General features: G+C 73.4%; 14 protein-coding genes and 1 pseudogene. 10 read left to right on the top strand and 5 right to left on the bottom strand.

Features of this window, described 5'->3' with window-relative positions:
- Window positions 1-7: 7 nt before the first annotated feature.
- From ABZ117_RS14260 to ABZ117_RS14280, 5 genes are all read right to left on the bottom strand, one after another.
- Window positions 8-787, bottom strand: coding sequence for an N-formylglutamate amidohydrolase (locus ABZ117_RS14260; protein ID WP_356820531.1), 780 nt, complete (start codon window positions 785-787; stop codon window positions 8-10).
- A gap of 108 nt (window positions 788-895) precedes the next feature.
- Entirely contained in the window at window positions 896-3115 is a 2220-nt protein-coding gene (locus ABZ117_RS14265; protein WP_356820533.1) for an NADP-dependent isocitrate dehydrogenase, read from the bottom strand.
- Window positions 3116-3152: 37 nt separating this feature from the next.
- Window positions 3153-3599: a DUF4186 domain-containing protein gene (locus tag ABZ117_RS14270; protein WP_356820535.1), complete on the bottom strand. Its 447-nt coding sequence runs from the start codon at window positions 3597-3599 to the stop codon at window positions 3153-3155.
- 16 nt (window positions 3600-3615) lie between these two features.
- The gene (locus ABZ117_RS14275; protein ID WP_356820611.1) at window positions 3616-3909 is read right to left on the bottom strand and encodes an SHOCT domain-containing protein; all 294 of its coding nucleotides are present in this window, start codon (window positions 3907-3909) and stop codon (window positions 3616-3618) included.
- A 49-nt stretch (window positions 3910-3958) separates the two neighbouring features.
- A complete protein-coding gene (locus ABZ117_RS14280) occupies window positions 3959-4417 on the bottom strand; it encodes a DUF6325 family protein (protein ID WP_356820537.1) in 459 nt (152 codons plus the stop codon).
- 356 nt (window positions 4418-4773) lie between these two features.
- Here ABZ117_RS14280 and ABZ117_RS14285 point away from each other — a divergent pair, with 356 nt between their 5' ends.
- The 10 genes and pseudogenes from ABZ117_RS14285 to ABZ117_RS14330 all read left to right on the top strand — a co-directional run bounded on the left by ABZ117_RS14285 (window position 4774) and on the right by ABZ117_RS14330 (window position 16549).
- Entirely contained in the window at window positions 4774-5667 is an 894-nt protein-coding gene (locus ABZ117_RS14285) for a YhjD/YihY/BrkB family envelope integrity protein (RefSeq protein ID WP_356820538.1), read from the top strand.
- Window positions 5668-6286: 619 nt separating this feature from the next.
- Window positions 6287-7513, top strand: coding sequence for a hypothetical protein (locus ABZ117_RS14290; protein WP_356820540.1), 1227 nt, complete (start codon window positions 6287-6289; stop codon window positions 7511-7513).
- A 144-nt stretch (window positions 7514-7657) separates the two neighbouring features.
- Window positions 7658-10366, top strand: coding sequence for a LuxR C-terminal-related transcriptional regulator (locus ABZ117_RS14295; RefSeq protein WP_356820542.1), 2709 nt, complete (start codon window positions 7658-7660; stop codon window positions 10364-10366).
- 87 nt (window positions 10367-10453) lie between these two features.
- Complete coding sequence (locus ABZ117_RS14300) at window positions 10454-10972, top strand: hypothetical protein (RefSeq protein WP_356820544.1); 519 nt, start codon at window positions 10454-10456, stop codon at window positions 10970-10972.
- A 113-nt stretch (window positions 10973-11085) separates the two neighbouring features.
- A complete protein-coding gene (locus ABZ117_RS14305) occupies window positions 11086-11283 on the top strand; it encodes a hypothetical protein (RefSeq protein ID WP_356820546.1) in 198 nt (65 codons plus the stop codon).
- A 286-nt stretch (window positions 11284-11569) separates the two neighbouring features.
- Entirely contained in the window at window positions 11570-12139 is a 570-nt protein-coding gene (locus ABZ117_RS14310) for a DUF308 domain-containing protein (RefSeq protein WP_356820613.1), read from the top strand.
- Window positions 12140-12261: 122 nt separating this feature from the next.
- Window positions 12262-12732 (top strand): SHOCT domain-containing protein, encoded by a 471-nt coding sequence (locus ABZ117_RS14315; protein ID WP_356820548.1) that lies wholly within the window; start codon window positions 12262-12264, stop codon window positions 12730-12732.
- A gap of 33 nt (window positions 12733-12765) precedes the next feature.
- Complete coding sequence (locus tag ABZ117_RS14320) at window positions 12766-13197, top strand: hypothetical protein (RefSeq protein WP_356820550.1); 432 nt, start codon at window positions 12766-12768, stop codon at window positions 13195-13197.
- Between the two features lie 21 nt (window positions 13198-13218).
- Window positions 13219-15125 (top strand): annotated as a pseudogene (locus ABZ117_RS14325) (glycoside hydrolase family 15 protein).
- Window positions 15122-16549, top strand: a complete 1428-nt coding sequence (locus ABZ117_RS14330; protein WP_356820551.1) for an MFS transporter — start codon at window positions 15122-15124, stop codon at window positions 16547-16549. The pseudogene ABZ117_RS14325 and the gene ABZ117_RS14330 overlap by 4 nt, the downstream one beginning before the upstream one ends.
- Window positions 16550-16569: the final 20 nt, after the last annotated feature.

The raw sequence follows: 16569 nt of genomic DNA on the forward strand, positions 1-16569 counted from the left end.
GCCCGGGCTACAGGGCGTCGACGAGCGCGGCCAGCGCAGAGGCGAGCCGGTCCAGGCCCGGCCCGGCCGGGCCGCCCGGTTCGGTCATGTAGACGTCCCGCCGGATCTCCACCATCAGCGCGGCGACCCGGGCGTCCGTGCCGTAGAACTCCAGCGGCACGTACGTCCCCGCGAACGGGCTGTCCAGCCCGCTCTCCCCGCACCCGGCGAACGCCCGGCGCGCGGCCTCGGTCAGCGCCGGCGGGGTGTGGAAGGCGTCCGTGCCCAGGCACACCGGCGGGCGCGGCCCGGCCCCGTGCAGCTCGTAGGGGAGCGGCACGGCCGGATACGAGTGCACGTCGATGATCACGGCCCGTCCGGTGGCGGCCAGCCGTCCGGCGACCGCCTCCGTCATGGCCTCGGCGTACGGGCGGAAGTAGCGGGCGAGCAGCGGCTCCGGGTCGGTGTCCGCGGGCCGCAGCTCACCGCGGTGCGTGGTCCGCGTGTACACCGCGCCCATCCCGGCGGCGAGCATCTCCTCCCGCTCGTCGGGGAACCGCTCCGGGTCCACGACCAGCCGTGACAGCCGGTTCACGAACCGCCAGGGCCGGACCCCGGCGAGCGCGGCGGCCCGCTCGGCGATCTCGGCGGTGTGCGCGTCCGTGATGTGGTCCAGCTCCCGCTCCAGCTCCGCGTCGTCCAGCACGATGCCGCCGCGTACGTCGTCCGGTACCGCCCGCGCGGAGTGCGGCACGTGCAGCAGTACGGGAGAGCCGGCGGCGCCGGGCAGGAGGTCGAAGGAGGACACGGGCGGCTCCCGGGAGGTAGTGGGCAGTGGGTACGGCTCCGCCCCGGCCGGGTGGTGCCGGCCGGGGCGGAGACTACGGCGACCAGGGCTACGGTCGGTCCGCGGGCGTCAGCTCAGCGACGCCAGCGCCTCGTTCCAGGTGGCCGACGGGCGCATGACCGCGTCCGCCTTGGCCTGGTCGACCTGGTAGTAGCCGCCGATGTCGACCGGGGAACCCTGGACGGCGTTCAGCTCGTCCACGATCCGCTGCTCGTTCGCGGCGAGGTTCTCGGCCAGCGGCGCGAACGCCTTGGCCAGGTCGGCGTCGTCGGTCTGCCGCGCCAGTTCCTGCGCCCAGTACAGGGACAGGTAGAAGTGGCTGCCGCGGTTGTCGATGCCGCCGACGCGCCGGGTCGGGGACTTGTCCTCCTCGAGGAAGGTCGCCGTGGCGCGGTCGAGGGTGTCGGCGAGGACCTTGGCACGGGTGTTGCCGGTGGTCTCGGCGAACTGCTCGAAGGAGGGGACGAGCGCGAAGAACTCGCCGAGGGAGTCCCAGCGCAGGTAGTTCTCCTTGACCAGCTGCTGGACGTGCTTGGGCGCGGAGCCGCCGGCACCCGTCTCGAACAGGCCGCCGCCCGCCATCAGCGGGACGACCGACAGCATCTTGGCGCTGGTGCCCAGCTCCATGATCGGGAACAGGTCGGTCAGGTAGTCGCGCAGCACGTTGCCGGTGACCGAGATGGTGTTCTCGCCGCGGCGGATGCGCTCCACCGACAGCTTGGTGGCCTGGACCGGGTCGAGGATCCGGATGTCGAGGCCCTCGGTGTCGTGCTCCGGGAGGTACTGCTTGACCTTGGCGATGAGCTGCGCGTCGTGGGCGCGGGTCTCGTCCAGCCAGAACACGGCCGGGTCACCGGTGGCGCGGGCACGCGTGACGGCCAGCTTGACCCAGTCGCGGATCGGGTCGTCCTTGGTCTGGCAGGCGCGGAAGATGTCGCCCGCGGCGACCGGCTGCTCGATCAGCACGTTGCCGGCCCGGTCGGTCAGGCGGACGGTGCCGGCCGCCGGGACCTCGAAGGTCTTGTCGTGGGAGCCGTACTCCTCGGCCTTCTGCGCCATGAGGCCGACGTTCGGGACGGAGCCCATGGTCGACGGGTCGTAGGCGCCGTTGGCCCGGCAGTCGTCGATGACGGCCTGGTAGACGCCGGCGTAGGAGGAGTCCGGGATGACGGCGAGGGCGTCGTGCTCCTGGCCGTCCGGGCCCCACATGTGGCCGGAGGTGCGGATCATCGCCGGCATCGAGGCGTCGATGATGACGTCCGAGGGCACGTGCAGGTTGGTGATGCCCTTGTCGGAGTCGACCATCGCGAGGGCCGGGCCCTCGGCGATCTCCGCGTCGAAGGAGGCCTTGATCTCGGCGCCCTCGGGCAGCTTCTCCAGGCCCTTCAGGATGCCGCCGAGGCCGTCGTTCGGGGTGAGGCCGGCGGCCTTGAGGGTCTCGCCGTACTTCGCGAACGTCTTCGGGAAGAAGGTGCGCACCACGTGGCCGAAGATGATCGGGTCGGAGACCTTCATCATCGTCGCCTTCAGGTGCACGGAGAACAGGACGCCCTCCTCCTTGGCGCGGGCGACCTGCGCGGCGAGGAACGTGTTCAGCTCGGCCACGCGCAGCACGGAGGCGTCGACGACCTCGTCCTTGCGGACCGGTACGGACTGGCGCAGCACGGTGGTGGTGCCGTCCTCGGCGACCAGCTCGATCCGCAGCGCGCCGTCCTCGGCGATCACCACGGACTTCTCGGTGGAACGGAAGTCGTTCTCGCCCATGGTCGCCACGTCGGTGCGGGACTCGGTGCTCCAGGCACCCATGCGGTGCGGGTGCGCCTTGGCGTAGTTCTTCACCGAGGCCGGGGCGCGGCGGTCGGAGTTGCCCTCGCGCAGCACCGGGTTGACGGCGGAGCCCTTGATCTTGTCGTAACGGGCGCGGATGTCGCGCTCCTCGTCGGTCCTGGGGTCGTCCGGGTAGTCCGGCAGCGCGTAGCCCTTGCCCTGGAGCTCGGCGACGGCGGCCTTGAGCTGCGGGATCGACGCCGAGATGTTCGGCAGCTTGATGATGTTGGCGGCGGGGGTCTTGGCCAGCTCGCCCAGCTCGGTCAGCGCGTCCGGGACGCGCTGGTCCTCGGTCAGGTACTCCGGGAAGACGGCGATGATGCGCCCTGCCAGCGAGATGTCGCGGGTCTCCACGGGCACACCGGCCTGCGAGGCGTACGCCCGGATCACCGGCAGGAACGAATGCGTCGCCAGGGCCGGGGCCTCGTCTGTGTAGGTGTAGATGATGGTCGAGTCAGTCACCGGGTGCTCCGCTCCACGTCTGCAACATTGCTCGACATCAAGATATCTCGTGACCGGGGTCGGTGGGACAGGGGTCCTGGCCGGAAAACTCGCAGCCGTCCTCGCCGCCGTCCATCTCGCGCGCGATCCAGCGGCAGATCACGTCCACCACGTACAGGTGTTCGGCACGGGTCAGCTCCCGTCCCGCGGGGATGCCGTGCCAGCGCGCGAGGCAGCCCCGGCAGCAGGTGGCGGTGGCGTGCTGGGCCACGAACACCGGGTGCCCGCGGTACGGCGTCTGCCTGCCGTCCTTGTACGGCTCGGCCGGCGCCAGCCGCTTGGCGACCAGGTCGTACGCGTGCCATCGCAGGGTCGCCGGGCCCTTCAGCGCGGCGGTGGCCCGGTCCCGGCCGCGCAGGCGGAACCCCGCCCGGAACGGCTGCCGGGCGAGCGCGTCCAGCCGCCGGTCCAGGGAGCGGAGCGCGCGGGCCCGCTCCTCGTCCATCCCCGGCCCCGCCGGCTCACGCCAGCAGCCGGCGCTTCTGGCTCTCGAACTCCTCGTCCGTCAGGACTCCCTGGGCCTTGAGGTCGGTCAGCTGCTTGAGCTGGTCGATCCGGTGGCTCATGTCGTCGGAGGCGGAGGCGGGGGCGGGGGCCGGGGGCGCTGCGGGCGGCGGCGGGGCCTGTTGCTGCTGCTGGTCGTAGTCCTGCTGCGCCCAGCGGCCCGCCTGCCGCCGGGAGACCCGGTTGGACACGGCGGTGGCGGTTCCGGCGACGGCGGCTGTGCGTGCGACGCCCCGAAGCAGTCCGGGCATGTCGGTCATCTCCCAAGTCGATCGATGCGCCGGCCGGTGCGGGACCGGCTCAGGCGGCTGCGGAACCGCCGGGCGGCACGGTGTCCTCCATGGCGTCCAGGGAGGCGAGCAGCGCCTGCACGGGGATGCGGCCGCTCGCGACGAGCTGCCCCCCGCCGCGCCGCAGCGCTCGGGCCAGCGGAGCCGCCCACAGGTTCTCGTACACCAGCACCGCGGACGCGTTGCCGGGTTCCAGGGCGTTGGCGGCCTCCTCCAGGTCGCTCTGGTCCAGCACGCCGGACGAGGCTCCCTCGAAGACGGACAGATCCACCTCGTCACCGAGATCCTTCAGTTCCAGCGCGACCACCGAGCCGTCCGTCTCCTTGCGTACGAACGCCAGGTCGATGATGCGGATGATGCCGCGCTCGGCGAGATCGACCAGCAGGGGGAACGCCTCGCCCGTCATGCGGTTCCCGGGGAACTCGATCACCAGGTAGTCGACGGGGCCCATCTCTTCGACACTGTCCATGGCCACTCCTCATCGAAACCGGACAAGAGCCGGACAGGAGCCGGGGCGGTCGCCCCGTCCGGCCGTACCGTCGCCCTGGCAGCGCCTTCACGGCCGATGGCCGGCGGCCCCCGCCTGCCATTGCAGCACGCGGCCCGGGGCCCCGCACTTCCGCGCCCGTGAGCACGGCCCGTCCGGCGGCGGTCCGGGCGGAGGTGCGGTCCGTCTTCTCCGTCAGCCGCGCGGACGACGCCTGCCCGTCCGCCTGAGCCGGCCAGGCGCCGCCGGGGTGCCGCCGGCCGGCGCACACCCCACTCTGGACGCAGGGAACGCAGTGGCAGTGCGGACAGGGGCAGCGAAGGGAACAACGTCATGCCGTGCCCGGAACCCTGATGGCGGCGGACGGGCGTGCCCAGCGGCTGATGGCCCGGGCGAGGTCGGCGCACCGGCGGGCGGAGAGCCGCCTGCCGGTTCTCACGCACCTCGCGGACCGCATGGTGTCCGTGAACATCTTCGACTCCGCCACCCGTCTGGCCGCGCAGTGCTTCCTGACCGCGGTCCCGCTGCTCTTCGTCGTCTCGGCCTACGCCCCGCCGGGGGTGCGCCATCAGCTGGTCGACTCCGTGCAGGCGGTGTTCGGGCTCTCCGGGTCGGCGAACACCGAGCTGAAGCACGTGCTCCAGCCCACGACGCACGACCTCCAGCAGGCCACCGGCATCGTGGGCGCTCTGATGGTGCTGCTGTCGGCCACCGCGGTCAGCCGGGCGCTGCAACGGCTGTGCAAGCGCGCGTGGGAGATTCCCCGGGCGGGTACCAGGGTCGCCCTCTGGCGGTGGCCGGCCTGGCTCCTGCTGTGGCTCGGTGTCCTGGTCCTCCAGGGACCCGTACGGGACGGTTTCGGGGCCGGCGTCTGGCTGGGCGCCCCCCTCACGCTCGTCGTCCAGACGGGCCTGTGGTGGTGGACCCAGCATCTGCTGCTGGGCGGGCGCATCGGCTGGCGCCCCCTGCTGCCGGGTGCCCTGATCACGGCGGCCGTCCTCACCACGCTGACGGTCACCGCCCGCCTGTACATGCCGCGCGCGCTCGACCGCGCCATGACCGAGTACGGCCCCGTCGGTTCCGTGTTCGTGCTGCTCTCCTGGCTGATCGTGGTCTGCGTCGCGGCCGCCGTCGGCGTCAGCGTGGGCGCCGTCCTGGCACAGGAGCCCTTCCTGGCCCGCCGCCTGGGCAGCCCGCCGCCCCTGCGCGACCGCCGCCCGCCCGCCTCCTGACGTGCCGCCGCGGCGTGCATGGCGTCGTCCGTCCGGTCCACTCGGCGTGCGACCGGGCCGCGGAGCTGAGGCAATGGGGCGTGTCCAGGCACCTACCGCGCCGGAGAACCCCGTGACCGAGCCGCCCGACCCCCACCCGCCGGACCCGGCCCGGATGCCGGACCCGGACGGGACCCCGGACCCGGACGGGACCCCGGCTCGGAACCGCAATCCGCACCCGGCCCGGACCCCGGACCCGGACGGGACCCCGGCTCGGAACCGGAATCCGTACCCGGACCGGACCCCGTACCCGGACCGGACCGCGGACCCGGACGCGACCCCGGACCCGGACGCGACCCCGGACCCGGACGCGACCCCGGACCCGGACGGGACCGTGGCTCGGGCCTGGACCCCGGACCCGGCCCGGACCCCGGACCCGGACGGGACCCAGGAACCGGACGGAATCCCGGACCCGGACGGAACCCAGGACCGGGACGGAACCGCGGCTCGGGACCGGGCCCCGCACCCGGACCGGAACCCGTCGGACCGTGACGCCACCGCTCCCGGCGGTAGGGGGCGGCCACCCGGCGGGAAGGCCGGCGGAAGCGCCGCCGGTGCCGCCGGCCGCACCGCGCGCAGCGTGGCCTCGGCCGTGCTCATCGTCCTCACCTGCGTTCTCGTCCCGGTCGCCCTCATGGCCACCTGGGTGCACGACATCGCGCTCGACACCGACCGCTACGTCTCCACCGTCGCGCCCCTCGCCACCGACCCCGCCGTCCGGGAGGCCGCCGTCCACCGCGTCACCGAGGCCGTGGACACCCGCGTGAACGGCGCGCAGGCCGCCGCGGACATGGCGTCCTGGCTGAGGTCCCAGGGCCTGCCGCCGCGCGCCGCCGACGCGATCCGGGGGCTGGGGCCGCAGCTCGACTCCGCCGTCGACCAGGCCGTCACCAAGATCGCCACGCGGGTCGTCGAGAGCGACGCCTTCGCCGCGGTGTGGCGCACCGCCAACCGCGCGGCCCACAACGCCGTCGTGCACGCCCTGACCGGCAAGGGACGCGGCGCGGTCGGAGTCAGCGACGGCACGGTGACCGTGGACGTGGGTACGGCCGTCGACCGGGTCAAGAAGGAGCTGGTCGACGCGGGCCTGAAACCCGCCGACAAGATCCCGCAGGTGAACAAGGAGTTCGTGCTGTTCCAGTCCGACCAGCTCGCCAAGTACCGCAAGGCCGCGCACCTCCTCGACATCGTCGGGAACTGGTTCCCGGTGCTCGTCGTCGTCCTCGGCGCCGCCGGAGTGCTCCTGGCCCACCGGCGCCGACGAGCCCTGGTACGCACCGCGCTGGGAGCCTCCCTCGCCTGTCTGGTGGTCGCCGTCGCCCTGGTCGTGGCCCGCCACTACTACCTCGACCACCTGCCGCCCCAGGTGCAGTCCGAGGCCGCCGCCGCGGCCGTCTTCGACACCCTGCTCCGCTTCCTGCGGGTCAGCCTGCGGACGGCCGTCGTCCTGGGCGTCGTCATCGCCCTGGGCGCCTATCTCGTCGGACCGGGCCGGCTGCCCGTGGCGATCCGCGGCGCGTCCGACCACACGGCGGACTCCGCGGCGCGGTGGGCGGCGGGCCACCACATCGGCACCGGGCAGGTCGGCGCCTGGACCCTGGCCTACCGCCGGTGGCTCACCCTGGCCGCCCTGCTGGTCATCGCGTTCGTCTTCGCGCTCTGGAACCATCCGACGGTTCTCACGGTCCTGCTGCTGGTCCTGGTCCTCCTCGGCATCCTGGCGCTGCTCGCCCTGCTGGCGGCCACCGCCCGCGTCCAGGCCCCCGCGCCAGGCGGTCGGACGCGTCCGCCCGGCGACGAGCACTGACCGCGGCACCCGCCCCACCGTCCCGCGCCGCGCGGGGACCCGTGCCCGGCCCCGCCCGGTCCCGCGCGAACTGCGCCGGGGCCGCAGGACTGGGATGCTGATCGAGGAGTCCTCTCCACGGTCCGACGGACAGGCGGTGACCCAGTGTCCGAGAGGCAGCAGAACGCGCCGGGACCGGCCGTCGCGTGCGTCGATCCACTGGGCGAGCCGTTCCTCCGGACCCGGTTCGCGCTACCGGCCCGGCCGGCCACCTTCCTGCGCCGCCCACGGCTCGCCGCGCACCTCGGCCAGGCCTTCGACACCCCGCTGACGCTGGTCGACGGCTCGGCCGGCGCGGGCAAGACCCTGCTGGTCGCGGACTGGGCCGCCGGGCTCCGACGGCCGGTCGCCTGGCTGACGGGTGAGCCGGGGGACCAGGGCTGCGGGATGTTCTGGGCCTATGTGCTCCAGGCCCTGCGCGCCGCCGGCGTGCCGCTCCCGCCCGGCATCGGCTGCCCCGCGGACGCCGGCCGGGTGGAGCACAGGCTGCTGGCCCGCCTCGCCGACGACCTCAGCGGGCGCGAGCGGCCCGTCGTCCTCGTGCTCGACGACTCCGACCGGATGACCTCCGCGCCGATCGCCGAACAGCTGGAGTTCGTCCTGCACCACGCCGGACCGGGCCTGCGCCTGATACTCGTCTCGCGCACCGAGCCGCTGCTGCCGCTGCACCGCTACCGGGCGGCCGGAGCCGTCACCGAGATCCGGGACGCCGAGCTGGCCTTCACCGAGGAGGAGGCCGCCGCGCTCCTGGAACTGCACGGACTACGGCTTCCCGCGGAGGCCACCCGCGCCCTGGTGGAGCGCACCGGGGGCTGGGCCGCCGGGCTGCGCCTGAGCGCCCTGGCCGCGGAGCGGAGCCCGGACCCCGAGAGGTACCTGAAGGACTTCGAGGCGGGCCGCAGCACGATCGCCGACTTCCTGCTCGCCGAGGTGCTCAAGCGGCAGACGGCCCGCACGCAGGATCTTCTGCTGCGGGTCAGCGTCACGGACCGTTTCTGCCCCGCTCTGGCCGCCGAGCTGACCGGCCACGGCGGTGCGGAGCCGATCCTCGCCGCGCTGCACGGCCAGAACGCGTTCGTGGAGGACCTGGAACAGTCCTGGTACCGCCTGCACCCCCTGTTCGGGGAGATCCTCCGGGCTCATCTGCGGGCCGGCTCGCCCGGGCTCGAACCGGAACTCCACCGGCGTGCCGCGCGGTGGCTGCGGGCCTGCGGCCTCATCCCCGAGGCGCTGGCGCACGGCGCCGCCGCGGGCGACTGGGACTTCACCGCCCGGGCCCTCGTCGACGACCTGGCGATCGGCCAGCTGCTCGGCGGACTGCGCGCGGACGGCCTCACCGAGCTGTTCTCACCGATGGGACCCGAGGTCACGAGCGCGGCGGCGGACCTGGTGCGCGCCGCCCGTGACCTGTCCGAGCGCGAGGTGGACCGGGGCCTGGCCCATCTGCGCCGGGCCGAGGAGCACCTCGCCGCACAACGGCCCGACGCCGGGCGACGACCCGACGCCGCGCAACCGCCCGACGCCGCGCTCCGGCTGAGCTGTCTGCTGCTCCAGACCCTGGGGGCCCGGCTGTCCGGGGCGCCCGGCACGGCCGAGCGGGCCGTGGCAGCCGCCGAGGACCTGCGGGGCGAGGTCTCCGCCCGGCTGCTGGAGAAACACCCCGAACTCACCGCCCTCCTGCTGACCCACCTGGGATCGGCCCGGCTGTGGGCCGGCCGCTTCGACGACGCGCGTGCCGCGCTGTCCGAGGTGGCCTCGGGCCCGGGCGGGGCGGCGACCGCCCTGCCCCGGGAGGACTCCCTCGGACAGCTGGCCCTGATCGACTACCTCGACGGCCGGCTCTGCCGGGCCGAGCGCACCGCGCTGGCGGCCCTGACCGGGACGGAGACGTCCGGCGCGGGCCGCTCCCGCTCGGCCGGCGAGGGCCTCGGCCGGCTGGTGCTGGCGGCCGTGGCCGTGGACCGCGGCGAACTCGGGCGGGCCCAGACCCTGCTGGACGAGGCGGCCGACCGCGGTTCGCCGCGCGATCCGGTGACGGCCACCAGCCGGTCCCTCGCGACGGCGGGGCTGCTGCTGGCCCGGGACGAGCCCGTGGCCGCCGCGGCGGCGGCCGTCCCCACCGTGCCGGCCCTCGTGGCCTCCCCCTGGGCGGAGGTCCGGACCGCGCTGATCGCCTCCGCGGCCCATCTGGCCGAGGGCCGCGCGGACAGTGCCGTCAAGGTCCTCGACGGCGTCTCCTGCGCCGGTGAGCCCGCGTACGCGGCCGACATCGCCTGGGCCCAGCTCGCCGCCGGGAACCGCGAGGCGGCCATCGGCCTGCTCGACCAGGCCGGGACCGGCGGCCGTACCGGCCCGCGGACGGCCGTCCGGGCCGCGCTGGTGCGCGCCCGGGACGCCGAGGAGGCGGGGGACACCGCCACCGCCCGCAAGCAGCTCGCCCACGCCCTCCTGAAGGCCCGGCGGGAGCGGCTGCGGCGGCCCTTCCTCGACGCCGGGCCCGGTATCCGGCGCCTGCTGGACTCGCCGTCCCTCCAGGGGCTGGCCGCGGGCTGGCTCACGCCGGACGGCTCCGGCCCGCGGGACGGCCCGGGACCGGGCGCGTACGCCCCGTCCCTCGTCGTGGAGGAACTGAGCGGGCGCGAACGCGAGGTCGTGGGCGGGCTGGCCGACATGATGTCCACGGAGGAGATCGCCGCCCACCTGTACGTCTCCGTCAACACGGTGAAGACCCACCTCAAGAGCGCCTACCGCAAACTCGGGGTGAACGGACGCGCCGACGCGGTACGCCGGGCCCGCGAGCACGGGCAGATCTGACCGTCCGCCGAACGGGGCCGTCCGCGGCCGGCGCGACCGCGTGGCCGGTGTGGCGGCGCCACGGAGTGCACACGAAAGGCGACGCCGATGTCCTCGACCGACCGGGCCACGGCCCCCGAACGCCGGACCGGGCGCCGCTCCCACGCCGACTACACGGGCGCCGTGTACGGGTCGATGCTCGCCGCGTCCGTGGTGATCGGCGCCTCGGGCCTGGGTGAGTTCCCGCGGCTGGAGCTGGTGCTCCTGCTGCTGGTCACCGGCCTGGTCTTCTGGGTCGGGCACGTCCACGCCCACCTGTTCGGGGCCCGCCTCGCGCAACGCTCACTGGACCGGCCGACCGTGCTGCGGGTGTGCCGCGAGGAGTGGCCGATCGTCGAGGCGGCCGTCCCGCCGGCCGTCGCGGTGGCCGTCAGCCCGCTGTTCGGCCTGGGCGTGCAGGGCGCGGGCTGGCTGGCGGTCGGGGTGGCCGTGGCCGGTCAGGTGGGCTGGTCCGCGGTCGGCGCGCGGCGGGCGGGGGCGTCCTGGCGTCTGGTGACGGCCGCCGCGGCGGTCAATCTGCTGCTCGGTCTGGCGATCATCTCGTTCAAGATCGTGGTCACCCACTGATCCGGCGCACCGGCCCCGGCGGGCGGGTCACCTGCGCCGGGTGAGGCCCCACGCGGCCGGACGGAGCAGGATCACGAGGAGACCGCAACCGGCCCGCGGCGGGAGAAGGCCACATGCGCTACGAGATCCGTGTCGATGGACACCTGTCGGAGACCATGGCCCAGGCCTTCCCGGAACTCGAGCGGGTGCTGATGTCCGGGCAGACGGTCCTGTTCGGTCCCGTCATCGACGAGGCACACCTCTACGGGCTGCTCAACCGCTGCCAGTCGCTCGGACTGCGGGTCGTGGAGATGCGGCAACTGCCGGAGTGAACGGCGCCGCGGCCCGGCACTCCCCTTCTGGCCGTCCCGTCCGTCCACGGCTCACCCCCACCCCTGCCGGGCCGCACCGCGAGGATCACCCGCGGTGGGTGATCCGGCGCAGCGTCGCCCCGGCCACGCTGTTGAGCAGAGGGGCCGTGTGCCGTCCCGCCGGGGATCCGCGGACGGTCCGGCCACGGACACGCGAGGAGGAGCCATGACCGAGTCGCGTGGACAGACGCCGCGGACCGGACAGCCGTATCCGTCCGGCGGGACGGCCACCGGCCCCACCGAGACCATGACGGTGATCGCCCGCTCCTGGACCTGGACCCTGGGAGCGGCGCTCGTCACGCTCGTACCGGGCGTGCTGATCCTCGTCTGGCCGGACGAGACGCTGCATGTCCTGGCGGTCATCATCGGGCTCTGCCTGCTGCTCAACGGCGCGTTCCGGTTCGTGACGGCGTTCGCGCGGGAGGAGCACGGGGAACGGCTTCCCGGGCTGCTGGCCGCGGTGCTGTACGTCCTGGCCGGAGTGCTCTGCCTGCGCAACCCGATGCAGACCATCGCCGCCCTGTCGCTGATCGTCGGGCTGGTCTGGCTGGCGTCCGGCGTCCTCACGCTCTACACGGCGATCGCCGTCCGGGAGCTGCCGCACCGGGGTGTCGTCCTGGGTGCCGCGCTGCTCGGCATCGTCGCCGGGATCGTGGTGCTGGCGCTGCCCGCCGAGTCGGCGCGGGCGCTGACCCGGCTGCTCGGTCTGTGGCTCGTGCTGCTGGGCCTGGTCGAGCTGGGCGTCGCCTTCGCCTGGCGGGCCGCCCTGCGCAGGAGCGGCGGCACCCTGCCGGGCGGGCCCGGCCCCACGGCCTGACCCCCGCGGACACCCTCACCCGCTCCGGGTGAGGACGCGACCCGATCGCCGTGTGCACGCTGAAAGCCGCAGAAGCCGGCTCGGCGAACCGTACGTGCCGGCGCCCCGGACGGAGGAGAGACATGAGCGCGCAGAACTACCTCGCGTACGACTATCCGCTGCTGAGCGCCTTCTGGACCATGCTGGTGTTCTTCCTGTGGATCCTGTGGTTCGTCCTGCTGTTCCGGATCATCGTCGACATCTTTCGCGACGACGACATGAACGGCTGGGCCAAGGCCGGCTGGACGCTGTTCGTCGTCGTGCTGCCCTTCCTGGGCGTCTTCGTCTACCTGATCGCCCGCGGCAAGGGCATGGGCAAGCGGGAGATGGCGGAAGCGCGCGCCCGGCAGGAGGCGCTCGACTCCTACGTACGCCAGACCGCGCAGTCCGGTGAGGCAGGGCCCAGCCACGCCGACGAACTCGGCAAGCTGTCCGAGATGCGCTCCCGCGGCGACATCACCGACGACGAGTTCCGCAAGGCCAAGGAGCTGGTCCTCACCGGCGCCGGCCCGGCCCGTCCCTCCGACACCGTGCCCACCGCCTCCGGGCGCTGAGCGGCGCCCACGACAACGAATCGAGGACTCCGTATGACCGCCACACATCCCACCCGTGCCCACACGCGCTCCGCCAAGCAGGCGTGGGCGGGCGGCCTGACATCCTTCGCCGGGGTCATGCTGTCGATCGCCGGACTGCTCGGTGTGTTCCGGGGCATCATGGCGATCGCCCACGACGACGTCTTCGTCTCGGCACCCAACTACGTCTTCAAGTTCAACCTCACCAGCTGGGGCTGGATCCACCTGGTCCTGGGCGTGATCGCGGTGATCGTGGGCTTCGGCCTGCTGGGACGGGCGACATGGGCACGCGTGTCCGGCGTGGTCATCGCCGGGCTGGTCATCATCGCCAACTTCCTCTCGCTGCCGTACTACCCGCTGTGGTCGATCGTGCTGATCGCGCTCTCCGGGTTCATCATCTGGGCCCTCTGCGTGCTCGAGGACGACGACCTCGCCGCGAATCCGTAGCGGGGACGGGGAGGAGACGCGATGGACAGGTATCCGCCCATAGCGGAGCACGGGCTGGTGGGTGACCTCCAGACGGCGGCTCTGGTGTCGTCCGGGGGAACCGTCGACTGGTGGTGCCCCCCCGCTTCGACTCGCCCAGCGTCTTCGCCTCGCTGCTGGACTGCGAGCGCGGCGGGCACTGCCGGCTCGCCGCGGAGGGCCTCGACGGCAGCGTGTCGGTCCGGCAGCTGTACCTGTCCGACACGGCGATCCTGATCACCCGGTTCATGGGGCCGGGCGGAGTCGGCGAGGTCGCCGACTTCATGCCCCCCGTCGACTCCCCGGCACCCACCGACCGGCACCGCCTGATCAGGGTCGCCCGGGTCCTGCGCGGCAGCCTGCCCTTCACCTTCGCGTGCAGGCCGCGCTTCGACTACGGGCGGGCCCCGCACACGCTCGGCGTCACCGACGACCACCAGGCCGTCCTGCGCGGCCCGGGCACCGACCTGCACGTCCAGTCCACCCCCGGGGCCGCCCTGCGCGCCGACGGCGCGGACGTCACCGCACGCTTCACCCTCGGCGCGGGACAGGCCGTCGCCTTCGTGCTGACCAGCGCGGCCGGCGACGCCCCCGCTCCGCACGCCCCCGCGCTGCCCGAGATCGCCGAGGACATCGAGAAGTGCCGCCTGTTCTGGCTGTCCTGGCTGCGCTCCAGCACCTACCACGGGCGCTGGCAGGACATGGTGAACCGGTCGGCCATCACCCTCAAACTGCTCACCTACGCGCCGACGGGGGCGCCCATCGCCGCCGCCACCATGGGACTGCCCGAGCAGGTCGGCGGGGAGCGCAACTGGGACTACCGCTACACCTGGGTACGGGACGGCTCACTGTCCGTGGGCGCCCTGACCGACCTGGGATTCAAGGCGGAGGCGTACGCCTTCCGGCGCTGGCTGCGCGACCGCGTCGAGGCCGGCGGCACCGCCTCGGGCGACCCCTTGCAGATCATGTACCGCGTGGACGGCGACCCCCACCTGGGCGAGGAGGCCCTCGACCACCTGGAGGGCTACCGGGGGTCACGGCCGGTACGGGCGGGCAACGCGGCCGTCGACCAGCTCCAGCTGGACATCTACGGCGAGGCCTCGGACGCCCTGTCGGTCGGCGGCGACATCGGCGCGGTCCGCGGCTGGAAGGCGCTGAGCGGCGTACTGGACTGGCTGGCCGACAACTGGGACCGGCCGGACGAGGGTATCTGGGAGACCCGGGGCGGCCGGCAGGACTTCACCTACAGCCGGCTGATGACCTGGGTCGCCTTCGACCGGGGCATACGGGCCGCCACCGACTTCTCCCGCCCCGCCGACACCGCCCGCTGGACGGCCGTCCGGGACGCGGTCTTCCACCAGATCATCGAACGGGGCTGGCACGACAAGCGGCAGGCCTTCGTCCAGCACTTCGACACCGACGTCCTGGACGCCTCGCTGCTGCTGATGCCCCGGGTCGGGTTCCTGTCCCCGCGCGACCCCGACTGGATCAGCACCCTCGACGCCATGGACGGGGAACTGGTCAGCGACAGTCTGGTCTACCGGTACGACCCGGCGGCCTCGCCCGACGGACTGCGCGGCTCCGAGGGCACGTTCAACCTGTGCAGCTTCTTCTACGTCGAGGCCCTCGCCCGCAGCGGCCGGCTCCACCAGGCCCGGTACGCCTTCGACAAGATGCTCACCTACGCCAACCACGTCGGCCTGTTCGCCGAGGAGATCGGTCCGTCGGGGGAGCAGCTCGGCAACTTCCCGCAGGCGTTCACGCATCTCGCCCTGGTCACCGCCGCCATGGCCCTCGACGAGGAACTGGGCCGGGCCACGACGGACGCCGGCACCGGCACGGCCCGGCATCCCGCCATCCAGGGCCTCACGGTACCCACCGGGGCCACGGGGGAGGGGACCACGGGATGACTGACGGGACCGGTCGGACACAGCCGCCGCCGGAGCAGCGGCGGATACTCGCCGCGCTGGCCCTCGCCCAGTTCATCTGTAGCTTCGCCGGCTCCAACATGAACGTGATGATCAACGACATCAGCAAGGACCTCGACACCAGCGTCCAGGGCGTCCAGGTGGCCATCACCGTCTTCCTGCTGGTGATGGCCGCGCTGATGATCCCCGGCGGCAAACTGACCGACCGCTACGGCCGCAAGCGCTGCTTCGTCACCGGACTCCTGGTCTACGGCGTCGGCGCGCTGCTGAGCGCGGTGTCCCCGGGGCTCGGTGTCCTCATCCTGGGCAACTCCGTCCTGGAGGGCGTCGGCACGGCCCTGCTCATCCCGCCCGTCTACATCCTCACCACGCTGCTCCACCGGGACCTGACCTCCCGCGCCCGCGCGTTCGGGATCATCATGGCGCTGGGCGGCATCGGGGCCGCGGCCGGACCGCTGATCGGCGGGCTCATCACCACCGGCATCAGCTGGCGCGCCGCCTTCGTGTTCCAGGCGCTGGTCATCGCGGTGATCGTCTGGCTCAGCCGCCGTATCGAGGACCCCCTGCCCCCGGACCCCACCCGTTCCTTCGACACCTTCGGAGCGGTCCTGTCCGCGACGGGCCTGGTCCTGGTCGTCATGGGCATCCTGGCGGCGGACAACAACCTCTGGCTGATGATCGTCCTGATCGTCCTCGGCGTCCTCGTCCTCGCCTGGTTCCTCCGCTCGTCCGGCGCCAAGGAACGGGCCGGCAAGGAACCGCTGCTCTCGCTCGGCCTGTTCCGCAATCGCACCTCCAACCTCGGACTGATCACGCAGAACGCCCAGTGGCTGCTGCTCATGGGCACGTCGTTCACGGTGGCCGCCTACCTCCAGGTGGTGCGCGGCTACGACGCCGTCCAGACCGGCGTGATCTTCACGGCGGCCACGCTCGGGCTGCTCGTGACGTCGCTGTCCGCCGAGGCGCTGGCGCGGCGGCGGTCCCAGCGGACGCTGATCACGACCGGCTTCGTGGTCGCCGTCGCGGGCGTGGGGATACTGGTCGGCCTGGCCGGCAGTTTCTCCACGGCCTGGGCGTTCGTGCCCGGACTGCTCCTCGTCGGGCTCGGCCTGGGCCTGATGCTGACGCCGTCGGTGAACGTCGTCCAGTCGAGCTTCCCGGAGGAGCGGCAGGGCGAGATCTCCGGCCTGTCCCGCAGCGTGTCCAACCTCGGCTCGTCCTTCGGTACGGCGATCGCCGGCACCATCCTCGTCGCGGGACTCAGCAAGGGCGCCTACGCCGTCGCAATGATCACGCTCGCGGTGATCGGCCTCGGCGGCCTCGCGGCCGGGGCCCTGCTCCCGCGGATCCCGTCCCCGGCCCCGGCCCACGGCACCCCGGCCGGCGCACCGGGGACCCGGCCATAGGGTCGGATCCGGTTCTGGCC

It is taken from the genome of Streptomyces sp. NPDC006309 (assembly GCF_040613095.1).
Lineage (GTDB): Bacteria > Actinomycetota > Actinomycetes > Streptomycetales > Streptomycetaceae > Streptomyces.